Raw genomic sequence first — 13,715 nt, forward strand, 5'->3', positions numbered from 1 at the left:
AAAATTTTAATCTTAGTTTATATTAGTGTACAAATCGTTTTTCGAGCCAATGACGGGATTTGAACCCGTGACCTCTTCCTTACCAAGGAAACGCTCTACCCCTGAGCTACACCGGCTTAATGGATCTTCAGGTTTAGAGTTTAAGTTTCAAGTCTAGACTATTAAACTTTCAACCTCAGCAACTTGAAACCTTTCTTCAAGTCTTTGAGCGGGAGACCGGGTTCGAACCGGCGACATTCAGCTTGGAAGGCTGACGCTCTACCAACTGAGCTACTCCCGCATTTTTTTGGGTTTTTATACCCAACATTTACTTCAATATTTCAAAAAACTTCCCTTTTCAGCTGTTACCATGAACAGACGTAAGTGGGGAGAGCAGGATTCGAACCTGCGAAGGTGAAAACCAACAGATTTACAGTCTGTCCTCGTTGGCCGCTTGAGTATCTCCCCGCCTTATTTTCAGTATCTTAGAGCCGGTAGAGGGACTCGAACCCACGACCTGCTGATTACAAATCAGCTGCTCTAGCCAGCTGAGCTATACCGGCATTTTGCAGCCTTTTTTAACACAAAAAAAGCCCGTTATTTCTAACGGACTGCAAATGTATTGATTTATTTCTTTAATCAAAATAAATTTAAAAAAATTTTGATCACGCCTTAGCCCTTTGTTTCTCTTTCTTTTTAACTAGTTGGCGCTCCAAAGAATTACACGCTGAATCAATGGCTTCTTCAAAAGATTTACATTGTTTTTTTACAATGATTTTATCCCGAGGCACCAATAACTTTATTTCCACAATCTTGTTCTCTTTGGCACTTGTGTTTTCAACTTTCAAGTAAACATCAGAACCTATGACCTTATCGTAAAAAAGATCTAGTTTGTCCATTCTTCTTTGAATGAAATCAATAAGTTTAGCGTCAGCCACAAAATTTACAGATTGTGCATTTACTTTCATAAAATGTTGTTTTTTTTAGGCTACCAGAAGGCAGACGGGTTAAACAGTACAAGAATCTTATTTCTTGCTCCTTGGATGGGCCTTCAAGTGTACATTTTTCAGTTCGGCTATACTATTATGTGTATACACTTGAGTGGATGCCAGGCTGGCATGACCCAATAACTCTTTCACAGCATTTAAGTCGGCTCCCCTGTTCAGCAAATGCGTTGCAAAGGTGTGCCTCAGTATATGAGGGCTCTTTTTTACCTTAGGGGACACCAAACTAAGGTACTTATTTATAGTACGATAAACAAGCGTTTCATATATTTTAAGGCCCGACGAAGTTAAAAAGAGATACTTTGAATCAATCGCATTTTCAAGCTTAGACCTGCGCTCCATGTAGGCTTTTAAAATTGAAAATGCGCTTGGGAGCAGGGGAAGAATACGCTCTTTGTTTCTTTTGCCCAAAACCTTTAGATTATTGTTGGCGTAATCAATGTCGTTTACCTTGAGGTTTACCAGTTCAGCACGACGTACCCCAGTCGTGTACAACAGCTCAATCATCAGCTTGTCGCGAACCCCTTCAAAATTATCCGCAAATGGGATTTGCTGCAAAACTTTTGTCATTTCTTCTTCAGAAAAAGGTACCTCAATTTTTTTACTTGTCTTAAGAGCCTTGTGTTTGAGTAAGGGTGAAGTAACGATTACCTCTGTTTTTTGAAGAAATCTATAGTAGGCCTTTAAGGAAGAAACCTTTCGATTGATGCTTCTATTGGATATTTTATCATTGGACAGTTTTACAACCCATGACCTTATTTGCGGATAAGAAACGTCATCGATATCTTTCTCGTCAAATTCTTCTGAGCAAAATTTTGAAAATGCATCAATATCCTTCTTATAAGCCTCAATGGTGTGCCTCGAATAGTTCTTTTCCAGTTCAAGATAGTCAACGAAAGCTTTAACCCACATAAACCAAAGATATCAAAATGACGGAAAGGTCTAAAAGAAAACATCCTTTGCAATAGAGTATTGCAAAGGATGTCTATATATTTTAAGAGGTAACCCTTAAATCTCTTCCTGGTCCCTTAGACCTTGAATGTACTGAGCTTTTTGTACCTCAGCTCTTCGCTTTACAGAAGGTTTGGTATACTGCTGTCTAGTTCTTAGTTGACGCATGGTACCCGTTTTATCAAACTTTCGCTTGAAGCGCTTAAGGGCTCTATCGATGTTTTCTCCTTCTTTTACTGGTATTATTAACATGGGCTACAACCTCCTTTCTTTTATATTTTGGATGGCAAAGATAGTACTATATTCGAAATATAAAACAGTTAACTGTTCAAATTAATTCTGGGGCACTTTGGCAAAAACTTTCTTGTCCACCATAAGCTTTGCAAGAATCTCCTTTAAGATTTCAGAAGTTCCACCACCGATGCGTCCCAAGCGACTGTCACGGTATAGCCTGGCCAAGGGATACTCTTCCATATAGCCATAGCCTCCCAACATTTGCAAACAGCCATCAATTACCTTATCCGCCATTTTGGTGGACATCAATTTGGAAATGGTAGCCTCCTTTACTGCGTACTCACCTTCATTTAATCTTTGGGCCACCATATAATTGTAGCTTTTGCATACTTCCATTTCTGAGTTAAGCTCCACCATTTTGTGGCGAAGCGCTTGGAAGTTATCCAGTGATTTACCAAAAGCTGTACGTTCTTTCATATACTCCAAAGTATATTCCAAGGCATGTTCGGCCCTAGAGTGGGCATTGATTCCCATAATCAAACGCTCCAAATCAAAATGTTGCATGATATAAGAGAAGCCCTGATTTTCTTCTCCCATCAAATTTTGCAAAGGAATCTTTACATTGTCGAATGCGATTTCCGCCGTGTCTGAAGCCCGCCAGCCCAATTTGTCCAACTTGGTTGCCGAAACCCCAGGCGTATCCCTATCGATCAAGAATATACTAATGCCCTTATTTCGTAGATCTGGTTCGGTCTTGGCGGCAATAATCAAATAGTCACTGTAGAAACCATTGGTGATAAAGGTTTTGGAACCATTGATTAGATAATGATCTTCCATTTTTACCGCAGTAGTCCGCATGCCCGAAACATCGGAACCTCCAAAGGGCTCCGTTATGCAAAGGCAACCTATTTTATCTCCCGCAATACTGGGAGCCAAATATTCATTTTTTAGACGTTCGTCCCCTTCTGCGTTCAGATGCGTCATGGCCAAATAGACATGTGCCCATATTGCTGCGGCAAATCCTCCAGAATTTACTTTTTGAAGTTCTTCCAAAAGGATGACGGTATAGAAAAAGTCCAACTCCAGCCCCCCATAAGCTTCCGGGTAGGCCAAACCAAAATATCCCATTTCACCGAATTTATTCCAGATGGAACGGTCAATGACCCCGGTTTGCTCCCAATCATCTACATGTGGCACCACTTCCTTCTGCAAAAAATCCCTTAGACTTTCTCGGAACAGTCGATGCTCTTCATTAAAATAGGTATCCCCCATAATTTTATTCTATTCTTCTTCGAATGACAAATATAATCCAATCCTGTCAATCTTTTCTTTAGAAACGTTAAACACTTCAACCAATTCGTTTAAGGACCTTATCGGTCCATTTTCCATTCTGTAGTGTACAATTTTATCGGCCGTTGACCTATCAATATAAACCAACTGGGCCAACTCCGCGACTGAAGCCTTGTTTATCTCAATTTTTTCGATTTTTGGCGGCTTCAACACTTGGAACCTAAGCAGGGCTCTCTCCACTACCTCAGCATCCAATCCATAAACATCGTGTAATTGATCGTTCACTAGAAAGCCCCCAAGCCTATCTCGGAATTTTATAATTCTACCGGATAATTTCTCTCCAATACCGCTAATTTGCCTCAACTCTTCGGCAGTGGCATTATTTAAATCTTTTATTACAACCGTCTTTTCGTTCTGATACTTTCTTGAATAGCTGTTGTTTGTATCTGTTTTTCGAGAAGTTTTCTTCCAATCTGGAAATTTGAAATTTGGTGCCATCACTTGAAGCAAAGAGTCCGATATCCGGGTCACTTCTTGAAACTCTTGGGGTGAGTTCACAAAATTTCCCTTTTTCCGAAAAGCCATCAATCGGTCTATTTCGGCAGGGGACATCCCAAGAACATATCCTTTATAATCACTAATGAAATTTGGATTGAAAGTAAACGTTCGTGTAGATTCCTTAGTAATCAGGGTAGTTTTCAAGCTATCAATGCGTTGTTGATGGTCAACATCAAGAAAAGCCAGATTTTCGTTTGAATCTCCATTTGATAAAACAAAAAAGTAGACCCCTTGGAGGAAAATTATCAGCAATAACAAAAAGAAAATCCCACTTCGTTCTTGTCTATTGAACTTGAAGTGGGATTTCAATTTTTTCAAAATTGGAATTTTATTTCCCCAAGGATTTAATTCCATCGAGATATTTGGCCAATTCCTCCTTCACTTTCGGGAACAACAACAAGAGTCCCACCATGTTGGGGAAGACCAAGGCCAAAATCATGGCATCAGAAAACTTGATTACGGCGTTCAGCGTGGTGGACGCTCCGATAATAACAAATAACAAAAACAACACCTTATATGATAAATCGGCCCATTTTGTTCTTCCAAATAGGTATTTCCATGATTGTAGGCCATAGTAGGACCAAGAAATCATAGTGGAGAAAGCGAACAAAATAATGGCAACGGTAAGTACGTACGAGAAATGAGGTATTACCGAGTCAAACGCCATTGAGGTAAGGTCAACGCCTCCGATATATTCTCCAGTTTCGTTAACTAGAACCGAGCTATTTGCAGAATTTCCATAGTCAAAAATTCCTTGTACGCTAGAACCGTCCATATTAAAGAAAATAATCACCAAGGCAGTCATTGTACAAATCAGTACGGTGTCAATAAAGGGTTCCAAAAGTGCAACTACGCCCTCACTTGCCGGATATTTGGTTTTCACAGCAGAGTGCGCTATGGCAGCCGAACCGGCCCCAGCCTCATTGGAAAATGCGGCTCTTTGAAATCCAACGATCAATACCCCAACCAAGCCTCCAAGGCCTGCCATTGGAGTAAACGCTCCTCCAATAATAAGACCAAAGGCCGTACCTATGTATTCGTAGTTAGCGAAAATGATGATCAAGGATGCCAGAACATAAATTCCCGCCATAAACGGAACCACCTTTTCGGTCACACTTGCTATTCTCTTTATTCCCCCGATGATTACAATACCGACAACCACCGCCAAAACAATTCCTATCCAAAATCCTGAGGTTGCAAAGTCTAATCCTACCAAAGACGAAAGCTGTGAGGCAGCTTGATTTGATTGAAAGGCGTTACCGCCTCCGAAAGAAGCTCCAACACATAAGATGGCAAATATCACAGCCAAGACCTTACCTAATTTGACAAACCCTTTTTCTTTTAGCCCTCTTGACAGATAGTACATTGGACCACCATATACGGTTCCATTTTCATCTACATCGCGATACTTTACACCTAAGGTGCACTCAACAAATTTTGTTGACATGCCAATAATTCCACAGACAATCATCCAAAATGTGGCACCTGGTCCTCCCAAGGCGATAGCCACTGCCACTCCTGCAATATTTCCTAGTCCCACTGTACCGGAAACCGCTGTGGCCAAGGCTTGGAAATGACTTACCTCGCCTTCTTGACTTTCATCCCTGATGGTATCGGGGAGATCTCCTTCAACAATGTTCACTTCGGCCTTTTCTACTCCATGGCCTTCCGACCCTTCCAGCTCATCATACTTCCCTCTTACCGTATTTATGGCCAATGGGAATCTTTTAATCCCTGGGAAACCAAAGTAAATGGTGAAAAAAGTAGCTCCCAAAACAAGAAGGATCAATACGATGGGTATGTTGAATCCTGCAATTGGAATCGGATACAAAACAATGGATTCCCATGTATCTGCGACCGGTTGAAAAGCACGGTCAATACGCTGTCCCCAACTTAGGTCGGCTTCGGCATCTTGAGCAAAAGATAAAACAGGAAGTAAGGTTGAAATTATAACTAGAAGTCTATGCTTCATAATTTGGATGTTTGGTATGTTAATTTGATGTAAAGTGGGCAATATCCTAAAAAAATTCAACGCAATCAAATTATCGATATGTTAAACTACCCGATCTTGAACATTTGGTTGAGTTTTTTTATTTGTTCCGGCCGACCGAGAACAATGACCTTTCCTTTGGGTTCCAAGGTCAAATCAGCTTCTGGATTTATGATGTAATTTCCCGTTGGATCTATGTACCCTATAATAGTGCATCCTGTTTTTCTCCGAAGATCCAAATCCCGAAGAGAATGACAGTCCACCTGGCTAGTAAAATCTTCAATTTCAATCTCTTCAAGGTTGGTGGTGTGCTCCCCTTCGATAGAGAGTTGATCCATGAAAGTTATCAGATCTGGCATAACCACTAAGGAGGCCATGTGATCACCGCCTATTTTATCGGGCATTATTACCTTATTGGCACCGGCAAATTGCAGTTTTTTTAAGGAAGTCACATGGGATGCCCTGCTGATTATGAATAGTTTTTTGTTAAGTTGACGAGCCGAAAGCACGATAAAAAGGTTAGCCGCATCATCGGGTAAGGCGGCAATAAGATATTGGGCTCTATCAATGCCCGCCTCCAGAAGTACCTCATCTTCATTGGCATCTCCTTCTATAAAGAGTGCTTCTTTTTCATGGCGTTCGATAACATCTTTATCTCTTTCAACGACCACAAAAGGTTTATTGTAAGCTTTTAATCTTTCGGCGGCCTGTTGACCATTCCTACCAAATCCACAGACCACGACATGGTCGGATAAACTATCGATTATCTTTTTCACTTTTTTCTTCTTTAAAATTTGAAGTGAATTCCTGCCCAACAAATATTCGGTAATCACCGAAATGGCATATCCGAATATGAAAACACTGGTAACGATTAAAAATACGGTAAAAATTTTGGCGTCGGCATCCAAGGGTTTTACTTCGGCAAATCCCACGGTGGTAACCGTTATGATGGTCATGTAAATGGCCTCTATCCATGAAAAACCTGAGATAATCCTATAGCCAATAACCCCAAATAGCAGCACCAATATCATTAAGCCTATTGCCAATACTATTTTTGAACGAAAGAGTTTGATCATATTTAAAGGTCAAAAACAGAGGTTCTCTTGGTATACACCAAATCTTTTATTCTTAGCCAAAATGCCATGAAAAGATACAGGGCAAATCCGAAGCCTAAAGTAGCAAAAGTCAAATAAATAAATGTAGTACGCACCACCCTGGCACGTATGCCCAAGCGTTCTGCTATTCGCCGGCAAACTTCAAACCCTCTTTTCTGGAAGTAATACAGAATATCGTAAAACCAAGACATGCTTAAAAATATGTATTTCTATTCAATAAATGGGTCCCTACCGCACATTGTAAACATCTGTTTTTGCTACAATAGTGTTGATGTAGCTGTAATTTGGATTGACTTTCCATAGCGTCTTGGGATTTCATGCCAATTCGGTCAAAACCTGTGACGACAGCATTGGTTTCAGGTCGTATGGACCTTAGCAGTTGAATTAACTCTTCATTCCAGTCCTGCCCCAAATGTTTAGCATAGCAAAATTTTAAGGGGACCACTATATTGATCAGCAATAGATCAATAAAATTCACCGAAACCTTCTTTTTACTCTTTCGGGATACCTTACCAAAGGTAAAATGATTGTCCCAATACGAAGAAGCAAAAACTTGAAAGATGTCATAAAACGTTTCTTTCGCAGTAATCTCGACCAAGGTTTGGAAAAGGCTTCGGTGTTTGTGATAAAGACCGGATAACTGGGAAATACGAATCGTCGGGAAGTTTACGGGCCTAATACCATAAAAAGCAGGCTTTGTTATTGACTGATTCAAAGAGAATTTTTGTTTCAGATAACTGTATTCTCTTCCTAGATTCAGAAAATAAAGATCCTGGCAATCCCGAACGTCCAAAAGACCAAAGTGCCCAAATAGAAGACTCTCCAGTACGTGCTTTTTAACCGCTGTTTTTCGTACTACGGAAAAATCCAATTCTTGGGCCCTTTCCAAAAAAAATGGCCCATTTACTTTTGTTCCAAAGCTCTTGCAGAGCATTTGGAATAAAACGGCCTCCCAATCATTCTTGGAATTTTCCAAAAGCTTGGTGATCAAAACTGATTTTTGTTCCAAACGTTCAATGTAAAGTCGTTCTGACCAACTCGTCCAAATCAACGTATCCACATCGGCCAGTTCCCTCTCACAATTTATGAAGCTGGACACGGAATTGTCCATAAGTTTTTGATAAGCGGACAAAAGTTTTGGAGGAATGATGTGCTTGAGCTCCACTGTCGGAATCTGTGATTTGTCCTTTCTAAAAACTGGAATGTCATCGTCCCAAACCACATGAAGGATTACATTGTCATAATTTGTATCGGTTTCATGATGGTGTGCATACCAGTCGGAAGCTTTTATGTGAATCTCAACGTTTCCGGCCCAAAGCTGGCCATCAACTTCCAATTGTGCGTTAAAAAAGTCAGGCCCCTCACCAAAATTTGCTGTTCCAGTAAGTCTGACATGTACCTCCTCATTCTGTGAGGACAATAGTGTAGTGTTGGCGAGCTTATACTGCCAAATGAAATGAAGTAGGTCTTCGCGCATGATTTGGGTCATTTTTATAGTAAATGCCCATGATTTTCAGTAGATGGTCGATTTGGGGTTATTTCATCAAGAAATCATGTATCGATAAATTATTCAGCTACTTCGCCTTCCCAGTTCATAAAGCCACCTTCAAGATTATAGGCATTGGCTATGCCCACACTGTTCATAATGGCACAGGCTTGACCGCTTCGGTTCCCTGAGCGGCAGTACACATAATAATTTTTGGATTTGTCCAATTTTTCAATCTCGTCCAAAAACTCTTGCCCCAAATAAATATCAATATTGGTCGCGCCGGGAATATAGCCTTCCTCAACTTCTTCTGAGGTTCGGACGTCTAAAACAAAAGCATTGTCATCTTGGGCCAATTGCTCAATCCATTCTTCTTGTGATAAATCTGACATCTTTAACAATTTAAGTTGTGCAAAAATAAAAATCCGGAGCATTACCCCGGATTTAAATCGCATTATTCTTTTTTTTAAACCTTTATGGAGCATCCAATCGCCCGGGTTTTGGTCACCTCAATCTCTTTTCCGGCCAACATTGCGTCCACCGCATTTTCCACGTACTTGTCGTCCACTTGTGAGGCATTCTGGTAATTGTCGTCAATGGCTCCAATATATCGCACTAAATTGCCCTTGTCTGTTTTTTCCAAAAGGTAAACGTGCGGTGTGCGTGTGGCACCATACTGCGGAAATACTTTTTGACCTTCATCCAGCAGATAGGGAAAAGTGAATCCTTTTTCCTTGGCCCGCACCTTCATTTTCTCAAAACTGTCGCCAGGTTGCACAGAAGGATTATTTGGATTGATCGCAATCACGGGTACCCCTTGGGCCTTATATTTTGTGTCCAAGGCAATGATGCGGTCTTCATATTTAACAGCATAAGGGCAAGTATTGCATGTAAAAATCACCAAAAAGCCCTTAGCATTCTCAAAATCGGATAAGGAGACCATGTTTCCGTCAATGTTCTTCAAAGAAAAGTCGGCAGCGATATCACCCACTGCATATCCTTCATCAGTGGTAGTGGTTTCTGTGGAAAAGGAACCTGTAGCCATAAAAAGTACCAGCAGGCCCAAAATTTTAATAGATTTCATATGTTCTTAATTAATGAATTGCTGTAGTTCTTGAGTCAACTCTTCATAGGTAAACTCCTGTTCGTAAAAATTGCGTTTCTTACCCTTATATATAAGGGTCGCCGGAATGCCCCCTCCCCACTCTTCGGCCACTTTGGGAATCCAGTCGTTTTGTTTTGGGTCATCCAAAATAACCACTTCCGATTGAATCCCTTTCTTTTCCACAAATGGTTCCAATCGGGATTTCCACATATTGGGCATGTCCAAACTTACCAGTAGCACCTTAACGTTTTTATCCTTGAACTCTTCATTTACTTGTTCAAAGTAGGGAAGTTCTTTAATACAGGGCTTGCACCATGTTGCCCAAAAATTAACGATATAGGTGTAAGAATCGTCCTTGTGAAGTAGCGGCTCAAATCCATCAAAATCATAAACAGGGAACTTGACCGCAACTTCTTCCGCAGGATCCAAATTTTGACTGACATCCCTATCTGATTCGTTATCCTTGGTTTCCTTGGATTTACCGATACAACCAATGAGTAGCGTAGCAAACAAAACAAGTGATAACCGCAAGTATTTCATTATCGGGATTTTAGCAGATTAAAGGTAAATAAAGCTTCTCCCAAGGACTTTTTTTTAACAAAACTTTATAGCCATTAATTTTTACACGGAAAATGATTTAACATACATTTGTATATACAAATATTGTAAATACATGAATGTTGAACAAATCATAAAGACCTCCAAAAAAATTCCTTTGGAAAGCAGGACATTGATACACATGACTTTGGTGCACAATAAAGTCAATGAACAAATCAACAGTGCGCTAAAACCTTTTGAGGTCTCGTTGCAACAATTTAATGTACTTCGAATATTACGTGGACAGAAAGGACAACCAGCCAACCTTTCTACGCTGAATGAAAGAATGGTTACGAAAATGAGTAATACCACTCGATTGGTTGATAAATTGTTGGTAAAGGGATATGTGAGTAGGCAAATCTGTGAGTCCAATAGACGTAAGGTGGAGATATTGATCACCGACCTTGGGCTTGAAGTGCTTTCACAAATGGACAAAGCCGTGAGCAAAGCCGAAAACGAAGCCGTCTCCAATCTTTCACAAACTGAATTAAAAACATTGAACACATTACTTGATAAATTTTAAGATGAATACAATTATTGACACACTGAACTGGCGGTATGCCACCAAAAAGTTTGACAACACAAAAAAAGTATCCGACGAAGATTTGAACACCTTATTGGAAGCGGCCCGTTTAAGTCCCTCCTCCTATGGACTTCAACCCTATCATGTTTTTGTAATTACCGACATGGAAATTCGGAAAAAACTACAACCGGTTTCTTGGAACCAAACACAAGTGGTAGATGCTTCCCATCTATTGGTTTTTGCAAACAAGGCCGAATTTGGAAGCGAGCTCGTGGACGACTACTTGCAAAATGTAAGTTCAACCCGGGGCATGGATATGGAAAATTTGAAAGGCTATGGCGATTTTATGAAATCGAAGCTTCTAGATCTACCTGTTGAATCTAAAGACGTTTGGACAGCCAAGCAAGTATATATCGCTCTGGGGAACGTGATGACAGCTGCTGCCACCTTGGAAATAGATACATGCCCCATGGAAGGTTTTGAAGCCGACCCGTATGATGAAATATTGGGCTTAAAGGACAAAAGCCTGAGAACGGCGGTAGTGCTTCCCATCGGTTACCGATCGGAAGAAGACCAAACCCAGCATTTCGCAAAAGTCAGATACTCCAAAGAAGAATTATTCACACATATATAAATAGTTAAAAACAATCATTACAATTTTAATCTCACAATCATGAAAAGAAGCATTTTTACCTTGGCCCTAACCCTAGTTTTTGGAAGCTATGCATTGGCAAATCCGGTGGACGGAGAAAAAAAAGAAGTTAAAGCCGACGAAAGCACGGTAACCTGGAAAGCTTACAAAGTAACAGGATCACACACGGGGACCATTGCTCTTAAGTCTGGAGCTTTGGAATTCGACGGTGATAAATTGACCGGTGGCGAGTTTGTAGTAGACATGACCACTATCAACACCACAGATCTTACAGGAGACTATAAGAACAAATTGGATGGTCACTTGAACTCTGACGATTTTTTCTCTACGGCCTCCAACCCAACATCATCATTGGTTTTTACAAATGTGGAAGCCAGTGGAAAAAACTCATACAAAGTAACAGGTAACCTTACCATTAAAGGTATCACCAAGCCTGTGACTTTTGATGTATCCATTTACGGCAGTAAAGCTACTGCAACTTTGAAAGTTGATCGTACCAATTACGACGTAAAGTATGGCTCAGGAAGTTTCTTTGACAACTTGGGCGACAAAACCATATATGACGAATTTGATTTGGTTGTTGATTTGCAGATGTAATCAGCGCTAGTTTAGTGTTTGGGAATCCTGCCTAGTACTTTCTAGGCGGGATTTTTATTTTAAAGGCAAAGTTTGTGAATTTCATTTTCCTTTCTATATTTGATGCAATGAATGCAACAACAGTAAATACTTGGTGGTGGATTAGCTTACGTCGAAAATCGTGAGATAGTCCCCATTATGAACATATAAGAGGCTTGTCATCACGACAAGCCTTTTTTAATTCAGCATATTGAAATGAAATACAAACTTCATACACACTACAAAAAAATCTTGGCCGATACCATTACACCGGTAAGTGTTTATTTAAAAATCCGGGACAAGTACCCGAATAGCATTCTTCTGGAAAGTAGCGACTACCATGCCAACGACAACAGTTTTTCCTATATCTGTTGTAATCCCATTGCGTCCATAAAAGTGGAGAACGAACAGGTGACCCAGTCTTTTCCCAATGGCAGTAGTGACGTATTGCCCATAAGAGGCACTACCGATGTTACCGAAACCATACATGATTTTGCCCAAAACTTTGAAACGGATAACAACGGCTTCAAATTCATCAATAAAGGACTTTTTGGGTATATGGCCTATGACGCGGTACGCTACTTTGAAGATGTTGAGATTGCCAAAAAAAAGAATTCCATCCAAATTCCTGATATCTATTATGCCATTTATCAAAACATTATAGCGATCAACCATTTTAAAAATGAAGCCTACATCTTTGCACATTGCTATGATCAGGAAAGCAACGTACATGAAATTGAACAATTGCTTAACTCCAGAAATTTTGCCTCATATAATTTTACCAAGGAAGGCAATCCTGAATCGAACTTAAAAGATGAGAACTATAAAGAACATGTTGAGTTGGCCAAAAAACATTGTCAGCGAGGCGATGTTTTTCAGTTGGTGCTCTCCCGTAGGTTTACCCAAAATTTCAAAGGCGACGACTTTAATGTATACCGGGCACTTCGCTCTATAAACCCCTCCCCCTATCTTTTTTATTTTGATTACGGGGATTTTAAAATTTTCGGAAGCTCCCCAGAAGCACAGTTGATTGTGAAGGAAGGCAAAGCAGAAATTCATCCTATTGCCGGTACGTATAAAAGAACCGGTAGCGACGAACAAGATGCCGAACTTGCCAAAAAACTAGCTCTGGATGACAAAGAAAATAGCGAACATGTGATGCTGGTTGATCTGGCAAGAAACGATTTGAGCCGAAATGGAAATGCCGTCAATGTTGAGACGTATCGGGAAGTGCAATACTTCTCCCATGTCATTCATTTGGTATCTAAGGTCTCTGGCCAAAAGAAAAAGGACATTCCGACCATGAAGGTAGTGGCCGATACCTTTCCCGCAGGTACTCTTAGCGGGGCACCCAAACATATGGCCATGCAACTTATTGAAAAATATGAGGAAACCAGCCGTTCGTATTACGGTGGGGCCATTGGTTTTATGGATTTTGAAGGCAATTTCAACCATGCCATTATGATTCGCACTTTTTTGAGCAAGAATCATAAGTTACATTACCAAGCAGGAGCGGGATTGGTTGCAGCCTCTGACCCAGAAACAGAATTGCAAGAGACTTATAATAAACTGGGGGCACTTACCAAGGCCCTCGAAATTGCAGAAACTATCTGATT

16 protein-coding genes and 4 tRNA genes are annotated in these 13,715 nt (G+C 40.4%); 4 read left to right on the forward strand and 16 right to left on the reverse strand.

Features of this window, described 5'->3' with window-relative positions:
* Positions 1-44: 44 nt before the first annotated feature.
* From EW142_RS08360 to EW142_RS08435, 16 genes are all read right to left on the reverse strand, one after another.
* A tRNA-Thr gene (locus tag EW142_RS08360) sits at positions 45-116 on the reverse strand.
* Between the two features lie 91 nt (positions 117-207).
* A tRNA-Gly gene (locus EW142_RS08365) sits at positions 208-280 on the reverse strand.
* A gap of 84 nt (positions 281-364) precedes the next feature.
* Positions 365-447 (reverse strand) — tRNA-Tyr (locus EW142_RS08370).
* A gap of 21 nt (positions 448-468) precedes the next feature.
* Positions 469-542, reverse strand: a tRNA-Thr gene (locus tag EW142_RS08375).
* Positions 543-644: 102 nt separating this feature from the next.
* Entirely contained in the window at positions 645-947 is a 303-nt protein-coding gene (gene hpf / locus EW142_RS08380) for a ribosome hibernation-promoting factor, HPF/YfiA family (RefSeq protein ID WP_130612607.1), read from the reverse strand.
* A gap of 57 nt (positions 948-1,004) precedes the next feature.
* Complete coding sequence (locus EW142_RS08385; RefSeq protein WP_130612610.1) at positions 1,005-1,895, reverse strand: tyrosine-type recombinase/integrase; 891 nt, start codon at positions 1,893-1,895, stop codon at positions 1,005-1,007.
* A gap of 96 nt (positions 1,896-1,991) precedes the next feature.
* Positions 1,992-2,186, reverse strand: a complete 195-nt coding sequence (gene rpsU, locus EW142_RS08390) for a 30S ribosomal protein S21 (RefSeq protein ID WP_130612613.1) — start codon at positions 2,184-2,186, stop codon at positions 1,992-1,994.
* A gap of 81 nt (positions 2,187-2,267) precedes the next feature.
* Positions 2,268-3,440 carry an acyl-CoA dehydrogenase family protein gene (locus tag EW142_RS08395; RefSeq protein WP_130612616.1) on the reverse strand — a complete coding sequence of 391 codons (1,173 nt, stop codon included), beginning with the start codon at positions 3,438-3,440 and terminating at the stop codon, positions 2,268-2,270.
* Between the two features lie 9 nt (positions 3,441-3,449).
* Positions 3,450-4,334, reverse strand: coding sequence for a ComEA family DNA-binding protein (locus EW142_RS08400; RefSeq protein WP_130612619.1), 885 nt, complete (start codon positions 4,332-4,334; stop codon positions 3,450-3,452).
* A 10-nt stretch (positions 4,335-4,344) separates the two neighbouring features.
* Positions 4,345-5,988, reverse strand: coding sequence for an alanine/glycine:cation symporter family protein (locus EW142_RS08405; protein ID WP_130612621.1), 1,644 nt, complete (start codon positions 5,986-5,988; stop codon positions 4,345-4,347).
* Positions 5,989-6,074: 86 nt separating this feature from the next.
* The gene (locus EW142_RS08410; RefSeq protein ID WP_130612624.1) at positions 6,075-7,082 is read right to left on the reverse strand and encodes a potassium channel family protein; all 1,008 of its coding nucleotides are present in this window, start codon (positions 7,080-7,082) and stop codon (positions 6,075-6,077) included.
* A 2-nt stretch (positions 7,083-7,084) separates the two neighbouring features.
* Positions 7,085-7,312, reverse strand: a complete 228-nt coding sequence (locus EW142_RS08415) for a PspC domain-containing protein (protein WP_130612627.1) — start codon at positions 7,310-7,312, stop codon at positions 7,085-7,087.
* A 2-nt stretch (positions 7,313-7,314) separates the two neighbouring features.
* The gene (locus tag EW142_RS08420) at positions 7,315-8,598 is read right to left on the reverse strand and encodes a DUF2851 family protein (RefSeq protein ID WP_130612630.1); all 1,284 of its coding nucleotides are present in this window, start codon (positions 8,596-8,598) and stop codon (positions 7,315-7,317) included.
* 89 nt (positions 8,599-8,687) lie between these two features.
* Entirely contained in the window at positions 8,688-8,999 is a 312-nt protein-coding gene (locus tag EW142_RS08425; protein ID WP_130615628.1) for a rhodanese-like domain-containing protein, read from the reverse strand.
* Between the two features lie 74 nt (positions 9,000-9,073).
* Complete coding sequence (locus tag EW142_RS08430) at positions 9,074-9,691, reverse strand: thioredoxin family protein (protein WP_130612633.1); 618 nt, start codon at positions 9,689-9,691, stop codon at positions 9,074-9,076.
* A gap of 6 nt (positions 9,692-9,697) precedes the next feature.
* The gene (locus tag EW142_RS08435) at positions 9,698-10,252 is read right to left on the reverse strand and encodes a TlpA family protein disulfide reductase (protein WP_130612636.1); all 555 of its coding nucleotides are present in this window, start codon (positions 10,250-10,252) and stop codon (positions 9,698-9,700) included.
* Positions 10,253-10,385: 133 nt separating this feature from the next.
* Here EW142_RS08435 and EW142_RS08440 point away from each other — a divergent pair, with 133 nt between their 5' ends.
* The 4 genes from EW142_RS08440 to EW142_RS08455 all read left to right on the forward strand — a co-directional run bounded on the left by EW142_RS08440 (position 10,386) and on the right by EW142_RS08455 (position 13,713).
* Entirely contained in the window at positions 10,386-10,832 is a 447-nt protein-coding gene (locus EW142_RS08440; protein WP_130612640.1) for a MarR family winged helix-turn-helix transcriptional regulator, read from the forward strand.
* 1 nt (position 10,833) lies between these two features.
* Positions 10,834-11,466, forward strand: a complete 633-nt coding sequence (locus EW142_RS08445) for an NAD(P)H-dependent oxidoreductase (protein WP_130612642.1) — start codon at positions 10,834-10,836, stop codon at positions 11,464-11,466.
* Positions 11,467-11,505: 39 nt separating this feature from the next.
* Positions 11,506-12,081 (forward strand): YceI family protein, encoded by a 576-nt coding sequence (locus EW142_RS08450; RefSeq protein WP_130612645.1) that lies wholly within the window; start codon positions 11,506-11,508, stop codon positions 12,079-12,081.
* A gap of 234 nt (positions 12,082-12,315) precedes the next feature.
* Positions 12,316-13,713 (forward strand): anthranilate synthase component I family protein, encoded by a 1,398-nt coding sequence (locus EW142_RS08455; protein ID WP_130612648.1) that lies wholly within the window; start codon positions 12,316-12,318, stop codon positions 13,711-13,713.
* Positions 13,714-13,715 lie beyond the last annotated feature (2 nt).

Source organism: Flagellimonas allohymeniacidonis, from assembly GCF_004296335.1.
GTDB lineage: Bacteria > Bacteroidota > Bacteroidia > Flavobacteriales > Flavobacteriaceae > Flagellimonas > Flagellimonas allohymeniacidonis.